Source organism: Nonlabens arenilitoris (assembly GCF_002954765.1).
Classification (GTDB): domain Bacteria; phylum Bacteroidota; class Bacteroidia; order Flavobacteriales; family Flavobacteriaceae; genus Nonlabens; species Nonlabens arenilitoris.
This window is the reverse complement of sequence record NZ_MTPW01000001.1, coordinates 396,639-421,021: the sequence shown is the minus strand read 5'-3', so window position 1 is coordinate 421,021 and position 24,383 is coordinate 396,639. Positions and strand designations below refer to the sequence as shown.

13 protein-coding genes and 1 pseudogene are annotated in these 24,383 nt (G+C 34.4%); 11 read left to right on the top strand and 3 right to left on the bottom strand.

The window, feature by feature from the left end; all coding sequences use genetic code 11:
* Positions 1–21: 21 nt before the first annotated feature.
* The 3 genes from BST92_RS01765 to uxaC are packed head-to-tail and all read right to left on the bottom strand — an operon-like array spanning position 22 to position 3,330.
* Positions 22–921, bottom strand: a complete 900-nt coding sequence (locus BST92_RS01765) for an aldose 1-epimerase (protein ID WP_105069909.1) — start codon at positions 919–921, stop codon at positions 22–24.
* Between the two features lie 26 nt (positions 922–947).
* Complete coding sequence (locus tag BST92_RS01760) at positions 948–1,928, bottom strand: Gfo/Idh/MocA family protein (protein ID WP_105069908.1); 981 nt, start codon at positions 1,926–1,928, stop codon at positions 948–950.
* A 1-nt stretch (position 1,929) separates the two neighbouring features.
* Complete coding sequence (uxaC, locus tag BST92_RS01755; RefSeq protein ID WP_105072172.1) at positions 1,930–3,330, bottom strand: glucuronate isomerase; 1,401 nt, start codon at positions 3,328–3,330, stop codon at positions 1,930–1,932.
* 266 nt (positions 3,331–3,596) lie between these two features.
* Between uxaC and BST92_RS01750 the strand changes: the two genes are divergently transcribed.
* The 11 genes and pseudogenes from BST92_RS01750 (at position 3,597) to BST92_RS01705 (ending at position 24,345) form a co-directional block, all read left to right on the top strand.
* Positions 3,597–6,578: a glycoside hydrolase family 2 protein gene (locus BST92_RS01750; RefSeq protein ID WP_146105082.1), complete on the top strand. Its 2,982-nt coding sequence runs from the start codon at positions 3,597–3,599 to the stop codon at positions 6,576–6,578.
* A gap of 5 nt (positions 6,579–6,583) precedes the next feature.
* Positions 6,584–8,068 (top strand): xylulokinase, encoded by a 1,485-nt coding sequence (locus tag BST92_RS01745; protein ID WP_105072171.1) that lies wholly within the window; start codon positions 6,584–6,586, stop codon positions 8,066–8,068.
* A 171-nt stretch (positions 8,069–8,239) separates the two neighbouring features.
* A complete protein-coding gene (xylA, locus tag BST92_RS01740; protein ID WP_105069906.1) occupies positions 8,240–9,556 on the top strand; it encodes a xylose isomerase in 1,317 nt (438 codons plus the stop codon).
* Between the two features lie 64 nt (positions 9,557–9,620).
* Positions 9,621–11,048 carry a D-xylose transporter XylE gene (gene xylE / locus BST92_RS01735; protein WP_105069905.1) on the top strand — a complete coding sequence of 476 codons (1,428 nt, stop codon included), beginning with the start codon at positions 9,621–9,623 and terminating at the stop codon, positions 11,046–11,048.
* Between the two features lie 226 nt (positions 11,049–11,274).
* Positions 11,275–14,379: a SusC/RagA family TonB-linked outer membrane protein gene (locus tag BST92_RS01730; protein WP_105069904.1), complete on the top strand. Its 3,105-nt coding sequence runs from the start codon at positions 11,275–11,277 to the stop codon at positions 14,377–14,379.
* A gap of 47 nt (positions 14,380–14,426) precedes the next feature.
* Positions 14,427–15,983: a RagB/SusD family nutrient uptake outer membrane protein gene (locus BST92_RS01725; RefSeq protein WP_342747884.1), complete on the top strand. Its 1,557-nt coding sequence runs from the start codon at positions 14,427–14,429 to the stop codon at positions 15,981–15,983.
* 11 nt (positions 15,984–15,994) lie between these two features.
* Complete coding sequence (locus BST92_RS01720) at positions 15,995–16,765, top strand: hypothetical protein (RefSeq protein WP_146105081.1); 771 nt, start codon at positions 15,995–15,997, stop codon at positions 16,763–16,765.
* 480 nt (positions 16,766–17,245) lie between these two features.
* A pseudogene (locus BST92_RS15115) lies at positions 17,246–18,921 on the top strand (sulfatase family protein); the annotation flags it as partial.
* A gap of 150 nt (positions 18,922–19,071) precedes the next feature.
* Positions 19,072–20,778 carry an alpha-L-rhamnosidase-related protein gene (locus tag BST92_RS15490; RefSeq protein WP_425437389.1) on the top strand — a complete coding sequence of 569 codons (1,707 nt, stop codon included), beginning with the start codon at positions 19,072–19,074 and terminating at the stop codon, positions 20,776–20,778.
* A 161-nt stretch (positions 20,779–20,939) separates the two neighbouring features.
* Positions 20,940–23,204 carry a glycoside hydrolase family 3 N-terminal domain-containing protein gene (locus BST92_RS01710; RefSeq protein ID WP_105069901.1) on the top strand — a complete coding sequence of 755 codons (2,265 nt, stop codon included), beginning with the start codon at positions 20,940–20,942 and terminating at the stop codon, positions 23,202–23,204.
* Positions 23,205–23,211: 7 nt separating this feature from the next.
* A complete protein-coding gene (locus tag BST92_RS01705) occupies positions 23,212–24,345 on the top strand; it encodes a glycoside hydrolase family 88/105 protein (protein WP_105069900.1) in 1,134 nt (377 codons plus the stop codon).
* Positions 24,346–24,383: the final 38 nt, after the last annotated feature.

Below are 24,383 nucleotides of genomic sequence, written 5' to 3'. Positions count from 1 at the left end.
TTAACTAACCATGTATTAGGACTAGTGTTTTGATTTTAATAAAATATTCCAATTAATAGTATACGATTTATCGGGTCCAAGAACTTCTAGTCCTATTTTGTTATTAAAGCTATCAGAAATCCCTGTAGTGGGTTCTATTGCTATTCTATTTGTTTTAGGTGGTGTATAAAGTTGTAAATACGTGTTGGGTGAAGAAGAGATGATTTGCATATCGTATTCAGGTGTAAAAAACTCAATTTTATTAGAGTTTAAAATAAAACAGTCATCCAGTAAATTATTTTTAATTTGAATATTTTCATTTCTAGGATAAACTTCAGTACCAGTAGTAATCAATCTATCACCCAGAATTACTTTTTTATCACATTCAATTTGTACTGTACTATTATATAAATCTTTACTTGTAAAGTAGGGATGCCAGCCTATAGTAAAAGGAAAAGCCGTTGAATCTGTATTTTTAACTACAACTTTTAAGTCTAATCCACTTTCTCTTAATGTATAAATCAATTGAACCTTATAGGTGTAAGGAAAACCTTTTGTCCATTGATTCTCTTCATATTCTAAAGTAACTGATGCCTCATATTCAGAAGTATTTCTATTAACTATTTCAAATTCCTTATTATAGATGAACCCATGAATTGCGTTGTTTTCACTTTCATGATTAATATCTAATTGATATTGTTTTCCGTTAAAACTATAGGATCCATCTTTTATCCTGTTAGCAAAAGGGAATAAAACTGATGATGCGTAAGTATCAGCATACTTCAATGGTGATAAATCTTCTATTAATGAGATATTATCAAGTTTTAATCGTTGAACTCTAGCGCCTTCATTCAATAGTAATATCGCCTGAGATGAACCGCTGTAGTTCTCTAGTATAACTTGATTTGTATCTGTATTCTCATCATGTTCAATTATATACATAAACCTAATTTTGAGAAAATTTGAAGTTAACCATTTGAAATAGTTAATAAGTCCATAAGCTCCATAATTTTTAATCCTTCAATAGCTGGGCAAGGATTATCTTGCTTTCCTAAAAAATAATTTACGGTGGATTCTATCATGGGCTGTTGAATATGTTCAGGATGCTCAAAAGTTAAAAGTTCTATCTGGCCATTTTTGTTGATTTCAACTTGATTCCCAAAAATAGAAAGTTTTATATTTCCTAAACTACCGTATATCATCAACTCATCTTTTTGAGAGTATTCATCGATATTAAAAGCCCACAAAGCTCTAACTTGAATTCCATTATAAAGTTGAATAATTCCATTTACAACATCATCAGTATCATTAACTTTACTTTGGTTCATTGCAAATCCATGAGCATATTCATAATCACCCAGTAGATAGTAAATTAAATCTAACTGGTGAGGAGCTAAATCATGAAAAAGGCCTCCGCCAGAAATAGTTTTGTTAGTACGCCAGTCGTTTTCCGTATATGCTACTATATTTGTTTTTAAAGGCTGTAATAATGTTATCTCTGCACATCTTATTTTTCCTATAACAGCATCATCGATAAGTTGCTTTACTTTTAAAAACATAGGCAGTTGTCTTCTATAATGTGCAATAGTTAGCTTAGCAGTACTTTTATGGAGTGCGTCAACTATTTGTTGCGCTTCTATGGAATTTAATGCCATGGGCTTTTCTAAATACACATTTTTGTTGCATTTCAAAACTTTTAAAGCATATTCTAAATGGCTAGAAGGTGGTGTTGCAATGTAAATCGCATTAATGTCATCATTATGTAGTAAGTCATTTGCATTATCGTACCATAAGAGAACATGATGTCTTTTTGCATAATCTTCTGCCTTACTTGCGTTCCTGCGCATCACTGCGATTAACTTAGAATCTTTTACTTTATAAAAAGCAGGTCCGCTTTTTACCTCAGTAACGTCTCCACAACCTATAATTCCCCAGTTTACAGATTCCATATTATTCAAATTGGAAGTAATTCTTTGCATTATGATAGCAAATATCACTCACTATCTTCCCTAAATGTTCCTCGTCATGTGGCAACTCACAATTTGCAACATCGTTTCCTATGAGATTACAAAGTATTCTTCTAAAATACTCATGTCTAGGAAAGGATAAAAAACTACGAGAATCTGTAAGCATTCCCACAAAACAGCTCAACAATCCTTGGTTAGACAGTGTGTTAATTTGTTTTTCCATTCCATCCTTTTGATCTAGGAACCACCACGCGCTACCATATTGTACTTTACCCTTTATGGATCCATCATTAAAATTCCCTACCATGGTTGCAAAAATCTCATTGTCAGCAGGATTTAAGTTATACACTATGGTCTTAGTTAATTGATTTGTGCTATCTAAAGTGTTTAAAAAATTGCTTAAACCTACCGCTTGTGAAAAATCGCCTATGGAGTCAAATCCAGTATCTGGACCTAATTCCTTTAATAGACGTTTGTTGTTATTTCTTATAGGGCCTAAGTGTAATTGTTGTGTCCATCCTTTTTGGTGGTACATTTTGCCTAGTTCACGCATGGTGGTTGCTTTAAAGGATTGCACCTCGCTTAGTGATAGAGATTGTTTTTGTAACGCTTTCGCGAAAGCGGAATCAACATTAAACTCACCGTCCACCACATACAATTGTTCAAGACCATGATCTGACAACCTACAACCATTTTCATGGAAAAAATTCACGCGATGTTGCAAGGCATTAATTAAATCTGAATATGTCGTGATTTCAATCCCTGAAGCGTCTGATAGTAGCGATAAATAATCGATGTATTCCTGACCATTTTCTATCGCAAAAGCCTTATCTGGTCTAAATGTAGGCAGTGTTTTTACTCTAGAGCTATCTTTTTTAATTACTCTATGATATTTTAAATCATCAGTAGGGTCGTCTGTAGTGCATAAAGATTCAACATTCATTAGTTTCAATAATCCATTAGAAGAATGTGACGATTGCTTTAAAATTGAAGATGTTTTATCCCATATAGCGGTGGCTGTTTTAGGCGATAATAAATCGTCAATCCCAAAATAACGCTGTAACTCAAGATGTGTCCAGTGATATAGTGGGTTTCGCATGGTGTAAGGAACCACCTCTGCCCATTTTAAAAATTTATCCTTATCAGGTGCGTTACCAGTAATATAATCTTCGTGAATGCCATAAGTACGCATAGCGCGCCATTTATAATGATCTCCATAAAGCCATACTTGGGTAATATTATCAAATGTGGTGTTATCTGCTATTTGTTGAGGAGATAAATGATTGTGATAATCTATGATAGGAAGTGCTTTAGCATAATCGTGGTATAGCGTTTTAGCAAATTTACTTTGTAAAAGAAAATTATCGTTAATAAAGGATTCCATTTTAGATGTTTTTATCAATTTATGGTGCATTTAACTAGCCACATACCTAGACAAAAGTAACGTAGTTATAGTAGTTGTTCTGTCCTGTGCTATACTGATTTAGTACAGTGAAATTAAGGAAATGCGCTTTAGAATTTTTAATAACTGATTAGACTCTACTTTACAAACAGTATAGTGCAGGACATAAGTATACATGTTAATTTATATCCTTGTATACAAGATCGTAATTCATTGAATGCGTTGTGATAACTAAATACCTGAACGAATTGAAATTAAAACACTTTTTTACGCTATTAATATGTTTATTCGTCTTTTTAGGTTGTGATTTTAAGGATTCTCTATCTAGTAGTAATGACATTTTGAATAGTGATAGTAGAACAAAATACAATTTTAATTTAGATTGGAAATTCATTCAAGAAAATCCTGAAAACGCTGAGTTAGCAAATTTCAATGATGAATCTTGGTCTGTTATAAGCTGTCCGCATACCTTTAATGACGTCGATACTTTTGACGATTATAGTCTTGGTCATCATGACGGTGAAGAAAATCAGTGGCGAGGAACCGTATGGTACCGCAAGCATTTTAAGCTACCATCATCTGATAAAGGAAAAAAAGTATTTATTGAATTTGAGTCTGTGAGACAAATTGCAGACGTTTATATTAATGGAATCCATATCGGTCAGAATCAAACTGGATTTATTCCATTCGGTTTTGACTTAACTCCTTACATTAAGTATGGCGATAAAGATAATGTTATAGCCGTTAAGGTTAATAATGATCGAGGTAATCATTTTAGAGATAACTTTCCATTGGTTTGGAATCATGAACATTGGCATCCCACTCATGGTGGGATTTACAGAAACGTATTCCTTCATGTCATGAACCCGCTTCATATTACATTACCGCTTTATGATAATTTAAAAACGGTGGGCACATATGTATACGCAGAAAATATTAGTGCTGAAAACGCAGAAATTTTTATTAATACTGAAATTCAAAATGATACAAGTGTAGAGAAAACGATAATCTTAGAAGCGCAAATTATTGATAACGATGGAGAAATCGTTAAGAAAGTAACAACTAAAAAAACTTTTGGTATAGGAGAGAAATATATTGTATCAATGAATACTAATCTTACTAATCCTAATCTATGGTACACAAGACATCCATATATGTACAAGGTGTTAACTGTAATAAAAGACAATAATAAAATTGTTGATACCTATGAAACACCATTAGGAATACGCAGTTTCGAATTTCATAAAGACAAAGGTTTTTTCAATAACGGTGAATATGTTAAATTACATGGTTGGGGACAGAAACCTACAAATGCTTGGGCAGGACTTGGCGCGGCATTACCAGATTGGTTGCGTGAGCATACCTTTCAATTAATGGATGAAGCAGGTGGCAATTTTATTCGTTGGGGACATTGCGCAGGCTCACCAGCCGAAGTGACAATGGGAGATAAATATGGCTTCGTAAACTTAATGCCCGGAGTAAGTGGTGAGTCTGAAGATGAAGGAGAAACATGGGATATTAGAATTGCCGCATTTAGAGATATGATTGTGTATTACAGGAATCATCCATCAATTTTGATTTGGGAAGGTGGTAACTGGGCAGAAAGTGCCGCACACTATAAAGAAATTTTAGAAGTCATTAATACTTTCGACCCTAATGGAAAACGATTAATGGGTAATAGAAGAGCCGATGTTAAAACAGATTCTGAAAACTACGTATCTATTGAGATAGGAACAGAAGGTTGGGAACGAGAATATCCAAATCTACCAATTATAGAAAGCGAATACATGCGAGAAGAAGCGCCTAGACGTATTTGGGATAAATATTCTCCAGATGATAATTTCTTTAGTCATCCTAACATTAAAAAGAACACTTACAAAATAACTTCAGAAGAATATGCTGTTAGACAAGTAGAGCATTGGTGGGATAAAATGGGTAGAAAAGCCTATCATGTGGGTGGTGCAAATTGGATTTTTTCTGATGGCACGCATGGAGGCCGCAGCCAGACTGAAGTCACAAGAGCAAGTGGAGAGGTGGATGCAGTTCGTTTGCCTAAGGAAGCATTTTATACCACAAAAGCCATGTGGCGACCAGAACCTCAAGTGCATATTGTAGGTCATTGGAATTATGAAGAAGGAACAAAAAAAGACATCTTTGTGGTTTCAAATACCGCTGCTGTAAAATTATACGTGAATAATAATTTGATAGGAGAAGAGAATATACCTGAAAGCGGATACATATACACGTTCAAGGATGTGGAATGGGAAGCTGGTAACATTAGGGCTGAAGGAATTATAGATGATAAAGTTCGTACTTCACAAACTAAAGAAACAGCAGGACAACCTGTAGCTTTAAAACTAACACCCATTACTGGACCTAAAGGATGGCAAGCAGATGGTTCAGACATTGCCTTACTCGATATTGAAGTATTAGATGCCGCTGGAAGAAGATGTCCACTAGCAACAGGCCGCGTAAATTTCACCATTGAAGGTCCAGCCATTTGGCGTGGTGGATATAACAGTGGTAAAGAAAATTCAACTAATCATTTATTTCTAGATATTGAAGCAGGTATCAATCGTGTTGCCATACGTTCACTTTTAAAAGCAGGAACAGTTACAATTACTGCTACTAAAGAAGGCTTGCCTGCTTCTAAGATAGAATTAGTATCAAATTCTGTAGCTCTTATACACGGGTTAACTACACAACAGCCTCAGGTATGTGACAAGGTGCTTGTTAATGAACCTATGCCAGCTCATACTCCAGAAATACCGGAATATATTCCTGGTGAAACTAATAGAAGTAAGTTATTTACAAATTTTAGCTATACAGGTGATGGTAAGGCAATCTTGCGCACTAATATGCATTGGGGAAAAAAGGCCTATACTGATATGGAAAAGAATTACACCGTGGTGCCCCAATACTTAAGAGGTGCCGAATATATTAGGACACCTAATTCTGATAAAGGTTACTGGGCTAGAGATTTACTACAATTTATTGCTGGTACAAATATGGATATCTATGTATTGCATGATGATACAGTACCAAGACCGCAATTTCTTATAGAAGATTTTAGAGATACTGGTGATGATATAAATGTAGAGAAAGTGAAAATGTCTATTTTTTATAGAAAAGCAGTCAAAGGTGAAAGTGTCATTATGGCTGGTAATAGTGATAGAGATGTATCGCCAAATAGTAGAATGTACACTGTATTAGCTAAGAAATCGAAATGAATAAAATGAATTATTACGTAGGGCTAGATATAGGAAGTTCCACCATAAAAGTTGCTTTAGTAGAAGTAGAGTCTGGTAAAAGTTTAGCGGTAGTACAGGAACCTAAAGAAGAAATGAGCATGTTAGCTCACGAAAATGGATGGGCAGAGCAAAACCCATTGGATTGGTGGCAATACATATGTACAGGTATTAAACGGGTGAAAAAAGAAAATAATATCAGTGAAACTCAAATTAAAGGCATCGGTATATCTTATCAAATGCACGGTCTAGTGTTAATTAATAAGCATGGTGATTTACTTCGTCAGAGCATTATCTGGTGCGATAGTAGAGCCGTACAAATAGGTGAGAATGCGTTCAGAAATATAGGAGTTGATAAATGCACCACGCATCTCTTAAATTCACCAGCAAATTTTACCGCCTCAAAATTAAAATGGGTAAAAGATCATGAACCAGACATATATGATAAAACCTATAAATTTATGTTACCAGGCGATTATATAGCTTTCAGGTTTTCAAATACCATAAACACGACTGTTTCAGGATTATCAGAAGGTGTTTTTTGGGATTTTAAAAATGATTCCGTTGCAGACTTTCTTTTAGAACACTATAATATAGATAAAGCCCTAGTTCCAGATATCGTAGAAACCTTTGGCGTACAGTCCTTAGTAGATGAAAAAGGAGCGTCTGAAAGTGGACTAGCTGTAGGTACACCTATCTACTATAGAGCAGGTGACCAGCCTAATAATGCTTTATCCTTAAATGTATTGCAACCAGGAGAAATTGCCGCAACAGGCGGGACATCTGGAGTTGTTTATGCCGTTACAAAAAACTTATCAGGTCAGGAAAGTACGCGCCTTAATAATTTTGCGCACGTCAATTATTCAAAAGAAAATAAAACTATTGGTAAGCTATTAAATATTAACGGTGCTGGTATTCAGTATCGCTGGTTGTTAAATAACCTTTCCGTTGATTCATATGAAGAAATGAATAATCTGTCTTCACAAATACCTATTGGTTCAGATGGCGTCTGTGTGATACCATTTGGAAATGGTGCAGAACGTATGCTTAATAATAAACAAATTGGGACGCATATTTTAAATATAAATTTTAATAACCATCATAAAGGTCACATGTGTAGAGCAGCTCTAGAAGGAATAGCCTTCTCATTTGTTTATGGTATGGAAATAATGACCTCAGATAGTATTAAACCTAGTGTCATAAGAGCTGGAAATGATAATTTATTTCGTTCAGAGATATTTGCAAATACAGTATCTAGTTTGTTAGAAAAGGAAATAGAAATTTACGATACGACTGGTGCTATAGGGGCAGCCAGAGCAGCGCATCTACACAAAGGTGATTTTGAAACCTTTGGAAAAATGATTATGACTAATGATTACAGGATGACTTATAAGCCATCAAAAGAAAAATTAAAATACTTAAGAGCTTACAATAATTGGAAAAAGGAATTAGCAATTATACTAAATAAGTAAGAACAATGGTGTTATCAAAATTGTCGAGCTTACGACAGTCGCTTTTTTGTGTTGTATAAGTGCAACAACACAAAAAGAGCTTCAACAAATGCTTCAATCCGTAACACAATCGCAGGACCAAGTAATAGATAAAATAAATAACCACAACAAAATAGCTAAAATTGAACCGTCATGGCAAATAAAGAATACTTTAAAGGTATAGATAAAATTAAATTTGAAGGAAATGATTCAGATAATCCATTAGCATATAAATATTATAATCCAGATCAAGTAGTCGCTGGTAAAACCATGCGCGAGCATTTTAAATTTGCTATAGCATATTGGCATACCTTCTGCGGTCAAGGAGGAGATCCCTTCGGTCCAGGAACTCAAAATTTTCCTTGGGATCAGTCGTCAGATCCTCTGCAAGCAGCAAAAGATAAAGCAGATGCTGCTTTTGAATTTATGAGTAAAATGGGATTTGATTATTACTGTTTTCACGATTATGATTTAATCGAGGAAGGAACAACATTTGCCCAGTCTGAGAAAAGATTAACAGCAATTACAGATTATATCAAAGAAAAACAAGCAGCCACTGATATAAAACTTTTGTGGGGAACAGCAAATTGTTTTTCTAATCCACGTTATATGAATGGTGCATCGACTAATCCAGATTTTGATGTGGTGGCAAGAGCAGGTGGACAAATTAAATTGGCTTTAGACGCAACCATTAAATTAGGTGGTGAAAATTACGTTTTCTGGGGTGGACGAGAAGGATACATGTCGTTACTAAACACAGATATGGGACGTGAATTAGATCACATGGGACAGTTTTTAGCTATGGCTAGGGATTATGCACGCGCTCAAGGATTTAAAGGTACCTTCTTCATTGAACCTAAACCTATGGAACCTATGAAGCATCAGTACGATTTTGATTGTGCAACCGCAATAGGTTTTTTAAAAGAATATGGTCTAGATCAAGATTTTAAATTGAATATTGAAGTCAATCATGCGACTTTAGCACAGCATACCATGCAACATGAATTAACAGTAGCTGCTAAGGCAGGAATGTTAGGAAGCATAGACGCTAATAGAGGTGATTATCAGAATGGTTGGGATACAGACCAGTTTCCTAATAACATTCAGGAAACTACAGAGGCTATGCTAGTATTTTTAGAAGCAGGTGGATTACAAGGAGGAGGTATTAATTTTGATGCTAAAATCAGAAGAAACTCAACAGATGTAGAAGATGTTTTTTATGCTCACATTGGCGGTGCAGATACCTTCGCAAGAGCTTTATTAATTGCAGATAAAATTATCACCTCATCTCCTTACCAGAAGTTAAGAAAAGAACGTTATGCTTCTTTTGATTCAGGAAAGGGAAAAGACTTTGAATCTGGTAAGTTATCACTTCAAGATTTATATTCCATTGCCCAAGAAAATGGGGAGTTATCCTTAAAAAGTGGGAAGCAAGAGCTTTTTGAAAATATTATTAATCAATATCTCTAAATTAGAAATCCTTTCTGATTTTTCAAACGGAATATATTATACAAACTAACTAATTCAACCCATTATGGCAACATCAGCAAAATCAGGATATCTTTTAAAATTAACATTGGTAGCCACCTTAGGCGGACTCCTTTTTGGGTATGATACTGGTGTGATTTCAGGAACGGTAGGGTCTTTAGATAGTTTTTTTGTAATCCCTAAAGATTTATCAGAAAATTCGGCTAACGCATTTAAAGGGTTTTTGGTCTCTAGTGCGCTAATAGGATGTATTATTGGTGGATTATTCAGTGGATTGATTAGTAAAAAAATTGGGAGAAAAAAAGGTTTAGTGCTTGCAGCTATTTTATTCTTAATATCAGCAGTAGGTTCAGCTATACCAGAATTATTTATTAAACCTGTAGGTGAATTAGATCATACCTTTTCAACTATATTTATTATTTACAGAATTATAGGTGGTATTGGTGTCGGGTTAGCCTCCATGTTATCACCTTTATATATTGCAGAAATCGCACCAGCAAAAAGTAGAGGTAAGTTAGTTTCTTTTAATCAATTAGCTATCGTTGGCGGTTTTATGGTGGTATATTTTGTAAATTATTTCATATCAAAAGGAGGTGGTTCTGACGCTTGGTTAAATGAAGTAGGATGGAGGTGGATGTTTGCTTCAGAAATAATTCCAGCGGGATTATTTCTATGTCTCCTATTATTAGTTCCTGATACTCCTAGATCTCTCATGTTGATGAACAAAACTGCTGCTGCATTAGAAGTGCTTATAAAGGTAAATGGTGAAGCGGAAGCGCGTCATATATTAAAAGAAATAGAAGGTTCAGTAGTGCAGACTAAGGATCATCTTTTGTCTTTTGGGTGGCTTGTAATTGTCATAGGAATAGCACTTTCTGTCTTTCAACAGTTTGTTGGTATAAATGTCGTTTTATATTATGCCCCAGAGATATTTAAAAAAATAGACCCTAATACAGATGGTGCTTTATTACTTACCATTATAGTTGGTATTGTTAATTTCCTCTTTACAATCATTGCTATAAGAACAGTAGATAAATATGGGAGAAAACCGTTGATGATAATTGGAGCACTAGGAATGGCTATTGCGATGATTTCTCTAGGCTTTGTGTTTTATGCTGGATCATCGGGTTACTTTGCTCTAGTTTGTATGATGTTGTATGTCGCTAGCTTTGCTATGAGCTGGGGACCAGTAACATGGGTGTTATTATCTGAAATATTTCCAAATAAAATTAGAGGTAAAGCTATGGCTATTACGGTGGCAGCTCAATGGGTGTCTAATTATCTTATCTCCCTAACATTTCCAATAATGGATGATAACAGTTACCTAACAGAACATTTTAATCACGGGTTTGCTTATTGGATTTATGGTGTAATGTCAATATTAGCTATGATATTTGTATGGAAATTAGTTCCTGAAACTAAGGCTAAAACATTAGAAGAAATGGAATTGCTTTGGGATAATTCAAAGCAGTAAATCAAAATTGTAAATCTTTTTGAAGAATAAATTTTACTTAACCAAAAAGGGATAAACTGTTAATTCGTATACTTTTTATAGATAATAATAATTAAATTTTGAAAATTCAGAACAGTACAGGATACCTAAAGTTTAAATTATATATAAAATTGTGTTAACTCCGAAATCGATTTAGTTCTACTATGAATAAATCTATTTTTAACTTATTAAACTAAATTTAATACAAATGAAACAAATTTTTAAAGTACGGTTGTCTTTATCAATGCTATCATTTTTAATCACAATGTTGTTTTATAGTTTTACTACCTCTTTACATGCTCAAAATTCTGTTACAGGTAAGGTTGTAGGTGATGATGGTGAACCACTACTTGGGGTAAATGTACTTCAAAAGGATACTAGAAACGGTACAACAACTGATATTAATGGTAATTATACAATAGTTTTATCAAAGACATCGAGCACACCTACTCTATTATTTTCTTATACAGGTTATGAAACAAAAAATGTTGAAGTTGGATTTGATACTATAATTAATGTAACTCTTGCGGAAAGTGCTGAAAGTCTTGAAGAGATTGTTATCATTGGTTATCAGCCTATCGAAAGAGAAAAACTACTCGGAGCTGTCTCAACAGTAAAAGCTAAAGAAATAGTAAAAGCTACTCCAGTACAAGCTTTTGATGCTATTCAAGGTAGGGTTGCAGGTGTGCAAATTTTAAATAATAATGGTCCAGGTCAAGGGTTTGATATTCGCGTAAGAGGTGTTTCTACTTTTGGTAGCGGAACTTCTCCTCTTTATGTTGTTGATGGTCAGCAACTCGATAATATAGATAATATTGATCCAGGTGATATAGAGTCTTTGGAGGTTTTAAAGGATGGAGCAACTGCTGCGATTTATGGATCTAAGGCTGCAAATGGTGTGGTGATAATAACAACAAAATCTGGTAAGTCTGGGAAGACACGTATTGATGTTACAAATATTACTGGTTTTAATAATTTAGTTGGTGATTTAAGAGTAGTTAATACTGAGGAGCGTTTTCTGTTAGAAAGAATAAGGTCTGGAAACCTAGACAATTTGACTAATTTAGAACGTGATAGTCTGAGTCTTTTACGAAGAAATGATTTTGATCTTCAAGATTTATTAACAAGAACAGCTATTAGGAACCAAACTAATGTTGCTTTTAGTGGTGGAAATGAAAAATTAAAATATTATTGGAATACTGGATTCCTAAAAGAAGAAGGTATCGTTATTAATAGTGGTTTTAAACGAATTAACACACAGATCAAACTTGATTTTACACCCACAAAAAAACTTAAATTTGGAACTAGAAACACCTTAACACATCAAGATAAGGTAGGTCTAACTGAAGGAGGTATTTTTACTCATTTAGTAGAAAGGTTGCCGTACTTACCATTAACTAATCCAGATGGAACCTTTACTCCTACTATCGCAGGTCGTAAAAATCCACTTGCTTTTGCAAATCTTCAAAAAAGGGATGATAGAGATTGGAGGATACAGACGTTCAATTATGCGCAATTTGAAATCCTCCCTAAATTGACTGTGAAATCTACGTTAGGGATCAATTTTAGTTATAGAAAAAGAGACGACTTTGATCCAAGATTAATAGCAAATAGATTTGAAACTGGATTTGATCAAGGTAGGGTTCGTCAGAATTTAACTTATGATATTCAACAAGAAAATTTTGTTAATTATAGTAATAAGTGGGATAACCATAGCTTTGGAGCTTTTGCAGGAATGCAAACCCAAAGGTATTTCATTGAAAATACTGACTTTCGATCTAGGGAATTTGCTAACGGTTATATAGAAACCTTGAATAACGCAAACCCTGGAACAATTACAGGAGACAATAATGCAAACGAAAGGCATAATTTGTATTCTTTATTTGGTGGGTTCAATTATGACTACAAGAATAAATACTTAGTAGGAGCAACATTAAGACGTGATGGATCTTCTAGATTTGGTGAACAGAATGAATTCGGTTATTTCCCGTCAGCAACGCTTGGGTGGAGGGCTAGTAAAGAGGGGTTTTTACTGGATAGTAAAGTAATCAATAATTTGTTATTCAAAGCTAGTTGGGGCGTTGTCGGTAATGAAAGAATTGGTAATTATTTATTTACAGGAGTTCTAGAGCCAGGAGCTGCCTATAATGGCATATCAGGTATCGCTCCAACAAGACTAGGAAATGCTGAATTATCTTGGGAACAAACAGAATCTATAAATTTAGGGTTTGACTTAGGGCTTTTCAAAAGTAGAGTGCAAGTGAATCTGGATTTCTGGCAGAAAAAAACAACTGATTTATTAGCAACTACACCGTTACCAGAAGAATCAGGTTTTACAGGTATAATTAGAAATGCTGGAGCAGTAGATAATCGTGGAATTGATTTTAATATAACTGGTGATATTATACGTACTAATAATTTTACCTGGACCAGTAATTTTAATATTGGTTATTTAGAAAATAAGGTGACTAGCTTAGCAAATGGAACTGAATTTTTTGCAGGTCCAAGAGGAAGTTACGTTATTAGAGAAGGTGAATCTATAGGTAGTATTTTCGGATATAATAATCTTGGAGTCTATCAATATGATGAGTCAAATGCCTATGACGATAACGGTACTAGATTGACACCTAATTTTGATCAAGATGGTAATTTCTTAAATTATACTTTGAATGGACAACTTTATTCAGGAAATGTAAATCAAGTAAGAATATCTGGAAGAACGCTTCAAGGCGGTGATATCATATGGGAGGATTTAGATAATGATTTTAGCATTACCGCAGACGATAGAAAAATAATAGGTAATGGACTAGGAACTACTTATGGTGGATTTTCAAATGATTTCAGTTACAAAAACTTCACAGTGAGTATGCTTTTTGATTTTACTTTGAATTATGATATTTATAGTAGATGGGATGAATTAAGAAATGATTTTGCTGCTGGTACGGAAAGTCCTGGTCCAGAGCGTATTTATGGTGCATGGACACAACCAGGAGATGTTACGGTATATCCTAGATTGGATAGAGTTCCTCAAAATAGGTTAGGGCCTAATAGTTTCTTTGTAACAGATGGTAGTTTTATCAAATGGCGTTATTTGCGTTTTGAATACAGGCTCGATGATTGGATATTGGAAAAATTGCCACTAATCAAAAATGCCTCTGTAAATTTTTCTATTAATAATTTATTGACTTGGACTAATTACAATGGTTATAATCCCGAATTGGGAAATAGAGGAAGCGCTCTGACACCTGCATTAGATAATTTAAGATACCCTAATGATAGAGAATTTATTTTAGGTCTAAGGGTTAATTTATAAAGAAAAAACATTATGTTAAATTTAAATAATATGAGAATTTTAAAGCGATTGCCTATTCTGCAATTATTTTATTCTTTTTTGCTTCTTGTGAAGACTTAGTAGATGAAAATCCAATAAGTGAAATTGGAGAAAACAATTTTTACGCAAACAATGAAGATTTATTAGCTGCTGTTATCTCCGGTTATGATGGTATGCAGTCTTTTCATAGAGATCAATACTTTTTTTGGGGTGAGTTCAGAGCAGATAATCATGCTCCATCAAACAACGTGAATGCTAATAATCAAGAAATTGCTGATAATGCAATTACGGAGGGGAATTCAGCTACTAGATGGGCAGATCTATATCGAACTGTTAGTCGTGCAAATAATGTTATAGTAAATGCACCAAATGTTCCTAGTTTTGATGAAAATTTATTAGCCGAAGCATTGGCTATTCGTGCTAAATGTTATTTTGATGCCATAAGAGTTTGGGGTGATGTTCCTTTATTCACAGAGCCTGTAGTATTATTATCAGATGCTACAAGACCTGCTACTAGCGCTAGCACAATTTTAAATGAAGTTATTATACCTGATATGAATCGAGCACAAGATTTGATGCAAATACCTTCAGATGATTTTAGATTTTCTAAATCTAGTATTTATGCTTTACAGGCTGAAGTGTATGCGTATTCAGGTGATTATCCCAATGCAAAATTAGCAATCCAAAACTTGATTGCATTAGGATCTCATAGTCTAGTAACTACACCTCGTGAATGGAGAGAATTATTCTTTAATAGTAATGGTGATCCAGCTACAGACGATGCTTTAGACGGGAAAATACAGGAGGGATCTGAATTAATTATGTCGATAAGATATAGTGCAGATGAAGAAGCAGGGACTGGTAGTGCAAATAGATCTGCAATAGCACAGTTATTCCGTGGAGGAATTCCGCAATACTTAATGTCTGAAGAAATTGAAAATAAGTGGGTGGATAGATTTCCCACTGACTCTACCGATTGGGTGACAAAATACCCAAATACTGATCCAGCGCTGACTAGAACTGTTATTGAACCAGATGGAATGGGTGGTACGGTTGAAGTACAACGTTTTAATTACGGAGATTGGCGATATTTTTACTCTCGTCAAGGTGGTTATAACGGTTTAGGGTCAATTCCTATTGGTGAAGCTAAAACTGGTAAGTGGGGAGATTCAGTATTTCCAGCTAATGAAGATATCACTGACGTTGTCTTATATAGATTTGTGGATATGTTATTATTGTTGGCAGAAATCGAGCATAAATTAAATCCAACAGATGCTGCAGTACCTTTAGGGATTATTAATCAAATTAGAATTGCAAGACAATTGCCATTGGCTACTACTACAGAGTTCGGTGCTACTCCAGATGAAAGGTTAGACTATATTTTGGATGAACGTCAATTAGAACTTTACGGTGAGGCAAAAAGATGGTGGGATTTATTAAGAAATGATAAAGCAATTAGCACAATGACTCCAATTATTCAGTCAAGAGGTGTTACCGTTCCACTTACACAAGAACGACTTAAATGGCCCATATTTTTTGAACATTTAATTGAAAATCCACTATTAAACCAGAATACAGGTTATTAAAATAAAAGAAAATGAAAACAATTTTTAAAATAAAAATATTCTACTTGTTTTTCGCTACAATACTTTTTAGTTCTTGTGAATTAGAACTACAAGATAATTACGATTTTCAAAGTGGAGCGGTGTTTGATGAACCTTTTGCAGAAATGACAGCTTATGAATTTATTCAATCTTTTACAACACCAGTTACTGAAGATGACAATTATAATCCTGAACATTTCAACTATATGGAGGCTGCAATAAGAAAAGCTGGTATGGTGGATGATTTTAATCAAACTGCAGATGCACTTAGAACTTATCTCTTATTAAACAATAATGCGTTTACAGGTAATGGTGATGTTATACAGATAGTTACCGGTAGTGCAGCTACTAGGGAAACCGTGTTAGATGCAGCTGGTAATCCAGTATTAGATCCTGATGGAAATGAGGTGACAGTATTGTTAACTCCTGATGAAGTAATGGAAAGAGTTGATACGCCAGAAAAGCTTGAAAAATTAAGAACTTTACTTAGATATCATATAACTATGGACTATGTAGATCAGGTTCCTACCTTAGCTGTTACACAAACTTGGTATACCTTCCAAACTATGATTCCTGGAAATGATGGAATCATCTCTTATAAGAGAGATGATGATTGGGATGTACAGATCAATGGTAATGGTTCACCTATGCCTGCGTCAGCTAGAACTGGTGGATGGACAGAAAATGTAAGAAATCACAATTATGTTTTCAATAATGGATTAGGTCACATAATAGCAGATCCGGTGAGAAATCAGCCGTATTAAAGTTATTATTAAAAATTAATCCTCTATTTGAATTAGGATTTTATCCCTTCATTATATTATATTGTAATGAGGGGATTTTTTGTTCTTGAAATATTAGGTATGATATTCCTACTGTGATATCATTGTTAATAATCCTTTGATAGATAGGGGCAGTAATTGACGTCATTAGTTAGATTGTAGTTGCTTACAATATTTTGATTTTTAGTTGAGATTACGCTTTCACGAAATGGTAGCTATAATCATCTAACAACATAATTTTAAAAAAAGAATTCACTCAATTCTCTAAGTTTAAAGTTAAAGCCTCACCATATCTTTTTGGGAGCTATTTTGAGAGATGTTCAATATGGAATTGTATTTTTTTATCTGCAATAATTCTCAGGATAGAACAGGATAGAAACTAAGTCCTTAAATCGTAATTTTAATTATAAAAATAGATTTCATTCTTTATTTAAGTAAATCCCATAATTAAGCCTTCTAAATATGTCTAAACAGTTTTATTTCTTAATAGTACTTTGTGTATTCTGTCTTTTTAAGACTACAACTGCTCAAGATTACAATAATGAAAAAAGGCCTAATATTATTTTTATCCTAACTGATGATCAGCGATATGACGCTATAGGTTATGCTGGTAATCAATATGTTCAGACACCAGAGATGGATAAACTAGCGCAATCAGGAACTTACTTTAAAACAGCTATTGTGACAACTCCTATTTGTGCTGCGAGTAGGGCTAGTATCATTACCGGTTTACATGAGCGTGCACACAACTTCAATTTTCAGACTGGTAATGTGCGCGAGGAATACATGGAAAATTCGTACCCTAAACTTCTGAAAGATAATGGATATCATACCGGATTTTATGGTAAATATGGAGTACGTTACAATGATTTAGATAAGCAATTTGATGAATACGAATCATACGATAGAAATAATAGATTTAAAGATAGACGTGGCTATTATTATAAAACTATTGATAATGACACAGTTCATTTAACTCGGTACACCGGTCAGAAGGCTCTTGATTTTATTGAATCAAATGCGACAGGCGATAAGCCATTTTGTCTTTCTTTAAGTTTTAGCGCGCCACATGCTCATGACCCAGCAGAAGATCAATATTTCTGGCAGTCTGATATGGATAGCATGTTAGAAAACATCACTATGCCTGATCCAGAACTAGGAGATGATAAATATTTTAAAGCTCAACCTAAAATAGTGAGAGATGGGTTCAACAGACTACGCTGGACATGGCGTTATGATAATTCAGAAAAATATCAGCATAGTGTAAAAGGTTATTACAGAATGATTTCTGGTGTAGATCAGGAAATAAAAAAATTAGAGAAAAGCTTGAAGAAAAAGGTCTTGATGATAATACCGTTATTATCGTTATGGGAGATAACGGCTACTTTCTTGGAGAGCGTCAAATGGCTGGTAAATGGCTTATGTATGATAACTCTATAAGAGTGCCCCTAATTGTCTTTGACCCTAGGGAGAATAAGCACCAAGATATTAGTGATATGGTGCTTAATATTGATGTACCTCAAACTATAGTAGATTTAGCAGGTTTGAAAGCACCAGAAACATGGCAAGGAAAAAGCTTATTGCCTATAGTAAAAAAAGAAACGAATACCATTGCGAGAGATACTGTTCTTATAGAGCACATTTGGGATTTTGAAAATATTCCTCCTAGTGAAGGAGTAAGAACTAAAAAGTGGAAATATTTTAGATATGTTAATGATAAAAGTATTGAAGAGCTTTATGATTTAGAAAAAGACCCTAAGGAAATTAAAAATTTAATAGGAAAAAAAAGATACCAAAATATTGCTGAAAACCTGCGCGTAAAAACAGATGAGTTAATTGCTAGAAATAGTAATGCTTATAGAGCTGCACCTACAGATTTAACAGTAGAGCTTATTAGAGAACCTTCCACAGAGGTAGAAATATTTGATTTAAAACCAGAATTTGGTTGGACAGTTCCATTAGGTTCTAAATTTCAAGGTGCATATCAAATCCTAGTTTCTTCTACTAAAAAGCATATTGATAATAACAATGGTGACGTATGGGATAGTGGTAGAGTAGCTTCTACACAATCTACCGATGTAGAGTATTCAGGGAACCCGTTAGAAGTAGGTAAAACCTATTATTGGAAAGTTAGAATTTGGGAACAAGAAAACCGTCTAGTAGATTATTCTGAAGCTCAAAAATTCACAACAGGAAAACCTAAAGACTATATCATTTCAACAGAGAATAAATATGTAATAGATAGAGTTCACCCAGCAAGGTTTGAAAAAAGAGACGATACCTATTTCATGGATTTTGGAAAGGCTGCATTTGCTACAATTGATTTTAATTATAGTGCTATAGAGTCACATACCTTAACTTTTAGAATTGGTGAAATGCTAGATGATAATGGTAATGTGAATAGAACTCCGCCAGCAAAAAGTAATATTCGTTATCAGGAAATTAAAGTTGATGTTGCACCTGGAAAAACAAAGTATCGAATAGAGATTAATCCAGTTCCAGATAAGCGTATGAAAGGACCTAGTAAAGCTATTCCATTGCAAGAAGGATGGCCTGTATTACAACCTTTTAGATATGCCGAAGTTGAAGGTGCTAGAGCAACCTTAACATCAGAAGATTTTGAACAATTGAGATTCACGAGCTATTGGGATGATAACGCTAGTAGTTTTAAAAGTGATAATGAGGTGCTTAATGAAGTCTGGGATTTTTGTAAATATTCTATAAAAGCAACCACTTTTGCTGGGTTATACGTAGATGGAGATAGGGAGCGTATCCCGTATGAGGCAGATGCATACCTAAATCAATTAAGCCATTACACTACAGATAGAGAATTTGCCATAGCTAGACGTACCATTGAGTATTTCATGGAGAACCCTACTTGGCCTACAGAATGGCAACAACATGTAGCATTACTAATTTATACAGATTACATGTATACAGGTAATACAGAGCTTATTGAACGTTATTATGAACCTTTAAAGCATAAAACGCTTTATGAACTTTCTAATGAAGATGGTCTCATTACTTCTACTAAAGTGACTGAAGAGTTTATGTATAAGTTAGGCTTTAAACCAGGCTATAAAAAACCGTTAACTGATATTGTAGATTGGCCGGCTAAGAATTTTGCACGTAGTAAAACAAAAGGAGAGCGTGACGGATTCGTATTCAAACCTTACAGTACGGTTATTAATTCCTTTTTTTATGAAAATATGAAGATAATGGCTGAGTTTGCTACGGTATTAGGTAAAACAGATGAAGCCTTAGACTTCGAATACAGAGCGGCTAAAGCAAAAAAAGCGATAAATGAACAAATGTTTGATAAGAAACGTGGTGTTTATGTAGATGGAATAGGGACATCTCATGCTTCTTTACATGCTAATATGATGCCTTTGGCATTTGGTTTGGTTCCAGAAGAATATATGGAATCTGTTGTCGAGCATGTGAAATCCAGAGGAATGGCATGTAGTGTTTATGGTGCGCAATTTTTAATGGATGGTTTGTACAATGCTGGCGAAGAGGATTATGCATTGGAACTTCTTGCTAGTAAAACTAAAAGGAGCTGGTATAATATGATTAGAGTAGGTTCTACCATAAGTTTAGAGGCTTGGGATTATGAGTATAAGGTGAACTTAGATTGGAATCACGCTTGGGGTGCCGCACCGGCAAATATAATTCCTAGAGGATTATGGGGAATTAAGCCTAAAACAGCAGGATTTGGTGTAGCAATTATACAACCGCAAATGAGTAAATTAAAAAATAGTGAAATAGAAGTTCCTACGGTTAGAGGTCCTATAAAAGCTAAATACACTTATAACGGTGCGAGGTTACAAACTTATGAAATTGAAATACCTGGAAATATGGTGGCAGAATTTTCTTTGAACGAATTGGACGGTAAGGATTTAATTCATAATGGAGAAAAAGTACCATCAGCTTTTGATTATATAAGACTGGCTCCAGGAAAACATACGATACAGCTTAAGATAAATTCATTTTAATTTACTAAGAATTTATAATTATTTGTTTGCCAGATAGATTTATCAAAACCATTATTAGAGTCTTATTTTGGTTGAAATGATTACTATAGGACAAAATTGAAAATGGGTGTTTTCAATCTCTAATGTATTACAGAAAATCAATCTGTATTAAAAATAATTTAATGAAGAAATTACTTATTCTAGCAGGAATATTAATTATGGTATCCTGTGATACCAATAAATCAAGTTCTAAAGATTATAAAGATGCAACCTTATCGGTTGAGGAACGCGTAGATGCTTTATTGCCTAAGCTCTCTTTAGAAGAAAAAGTAGCTCAAATGCGAATTTTTCACGCTAACATTGGCGCTCAACCAGATGAAAATGGCAACTTAAAATTATCTGAAAAGGTAACTCAAAAATTAAAATTAGGAATTGCTGGAATAAAAAATCCAGGTGAACATATCGATCCTGTTGCAGCGGCAAAACTTAATAACGAACTTCAAAAATACATTATCGAAAATAACCGCTGGGGAATTCCAGCATTATTTGTTACTGAATCATACAATGGTGTAGATGCTGAAGGCTGTACTAAATTTGGCAGACCTATGACATCCGCGGCATCATTTAATCCTGAACTGGTAAGACGCCAGTGGGATATAGTAGGTAGAGAAGCGCGATTGAGAGGAATGCACATGTGTCATTCACCAGAAGCAGATATTGTGCGTGATCCACGTTTTGGTAGGATGAGTGAAGCTTTTGGAGAAGACACGTATTTAACAACACAAATGGTGAAAAATGCTGTAATAGGTGTACAAGGTGATTATGAAGGATTAGGCAAAGGCACGCATATCGGTGCTGTAGCAAAACATTTTGCTGGATATGGTCAAGTATTAGGAGGTTCTAACTTTGCGGCCATAGAGATATCTGAAAGAACATTGATTGACGAAATTTATCCTCCTTTTGAAGTGGCAGTGGTAGAGGCAAGAGCCTTAGGTATTATGGCTTCTCATGGTGATTTAAACGGAGTAGCAAGTCACGGTAATCCAGAGTTACTAACCGGCGTTCTTCGTGATCAATGGGGATTTGAAGGTTATGTAGTTTCAGATTCAAATGATATCGCACGATTATTTTATTTTATGAAGGTAGCTGAAAGCCCAGAAGCTGCAGCACAAATGGGTTTAGAAGCTGGAATTGATGTCGATTTATACGCCGAAGATTCATATGCTTATTTACCCGAGATGGTTAAAGAGAATCCTGAGTTAGAAAAATTAATTGATAGATCTGTAAGACGCGTTTTAAGGACTAAATTTATTTTAGGCTTATTTGATAACCCTTACATAGATATAGAAAAAACTAAGAAAGGGGTGCGTTCAGCATCTTCCTTAGAATTAGCAAAAGAGTCTGATTTAGAATCTATCATTTTATTAAAAAATGAAAACAAGACGTTGCCATTAAGTAAAGAGAAACCCACCAAAGTCGCACTTTTAGGTCCATTATTAAAAGAGAATACTAAGACAATGTTTGAGTCCGTATCCGGTTCAAATGTTACCTACTTAGCTGAGAAAGGATTTAGTTTAACTAATGAAAAAGGAGGCGCTCCACAATTGTTAGCCAGAGATCCACAAGCTATAAACCGATTAGTAAACATAGCTAAAGGTTCTGATGTAGTTGTTCTATTTCTAGGTGGTGATCAGTTTACGGCTAAAGAGGCATATTTTAGTAATAGTACATTAGGAGACCGAGCTAGTATTGATCCTGTAGGACCGCAAGATGAACTTGTAGAAAAAATAAAAGCCTTAGGAAAACCAGTAATCGTAGTATTAAAACATAGAAGAACTTTGTCAATAAATACAATCGCTACGCAAGCAGATGCGATTTTAGATACCTGGGATTTAAGTGAGTTTGGAGATGAATCTACAGCTCGAATTGTATTTGGAGAGGTGTCACCATCTGGTAAATCACCGGTCACAATTCCACGATCTATTGGTCAATTACCGTATCACTATAGCATGAAAGAAATCAATTATAAGAAAGAATACTTATTCTTAGGTAAAGGCCCTTTATATCCATTTGGTCATGGTTTAAGTTATGGTGATTTTAAATATTCAGATATTTCAATTTCTGGCGATGAAATAACGCCAACTACCGAACTTACGGTAAGTGTAAAAGTTACCAATAATGGTGATATGAAAGCTAAAGAAGTAGTACAACTATACATTAAAGACGAAATAGGTTCAGTAACACGACCTGATAAAGAACTTAAAGGTTTTGAAAAAATATCCTTAGATGCTGGAGAAAGTAAAACAGTATCGTTTACGATAACACCAAAAATGTTAGAATTTACAGGTATAACTATGGAAAAGGTTTTAGAAGCTGGAAATTATACGGTAAAAGTAGGAACATCATCCCAGGATTATTTAGAAACCACATTCAAACTTAATAAATAGACTTATAATGAAAAATTCATTTATAGCAGTATTAGTTCTTCTAATTCTATCTGGTTGTAACGATTCAAAAGATGATAGTTCATTAAAGATAAATGTATTTAATGATGCTCAAATAAAAAATTCGATGATTAAGGCTCTAGAGTGGCAGGAAGCACATCCTATTTTTGCAATTCATCCCACAGATTGGACAAATGGAGCCTATTATACTGGTGTGGCAAGAGCCCATAAAACCACAAAAAATATGATGTATATGGCGGCGCTTAAGAATCAAGCCGTCCATAATGATTGGAAACCTTTCAAACGTCTGCATCACGCAGATGATATCGCTATTTCTTATAGCTATTTGTATGTAGCGATAAATGAGAAAAGAAGAGGTTTTGCGGATTTGGAGCCTACAAAAAACTTCCTTGACGCACATCTATATGAAGATAATAGTTGGAAGGCAGGAACAAATAGAAGCAAAGAAGATAAAACCATTTTATGGTGGTGGTGTGATGCCTTATTTATGGCACCACCTGTCATCAATTTATATGCTAAACATACTGAACAACCTAAGTATTTAGATGCGATGCACGAGTATTATATGGAAACCTATAATAGATTGTACGACAAAGATGAGAGGTTATTTGCAAGAGATATGCGGTTTGTTTGGAACGGCTCAAAAGTTGATAGAAAAGAACCAAATGATAAAAAAGTATTTTGGTCTAGAGGTAATGGATGGGTAATCGGTGGTTTAGCCTTATTGTTAGATGATATGCCAGAAGATTATGAGCATAGAGAATTCTATGTGAATTTATATAAAGAAATGGCCGGAAGGATTTTAGAAATTCAACCATCAGATGGTTTATGGCGTACAAGTTTGTTAAGCCCAGAATCTTATGATCACGGCGAAGTCAGTGGTAGCGGTTTTCACACTTTTGCTTTGGCATGGGGAATTAACAATGGATTGCTTGATAAAAAACATATTCCAGCAGTTAAAAAAGCATGGAAAGCAATGGCTGCATGCCAGCACGATGATGGTCGAGTAGGATGGGTACAAAATATAGGTGCTTTTCCTGAGCCAGCTTCAAAAGATAGTTATCAAAATTTTGGAACGGGAGCTTTCTTGTTAGCCGGAAGTGAAATTTTAAAGTTGCAATAGTTTTAAAAAATAGAGATGTCAAAAAAGGAGATTTAAGT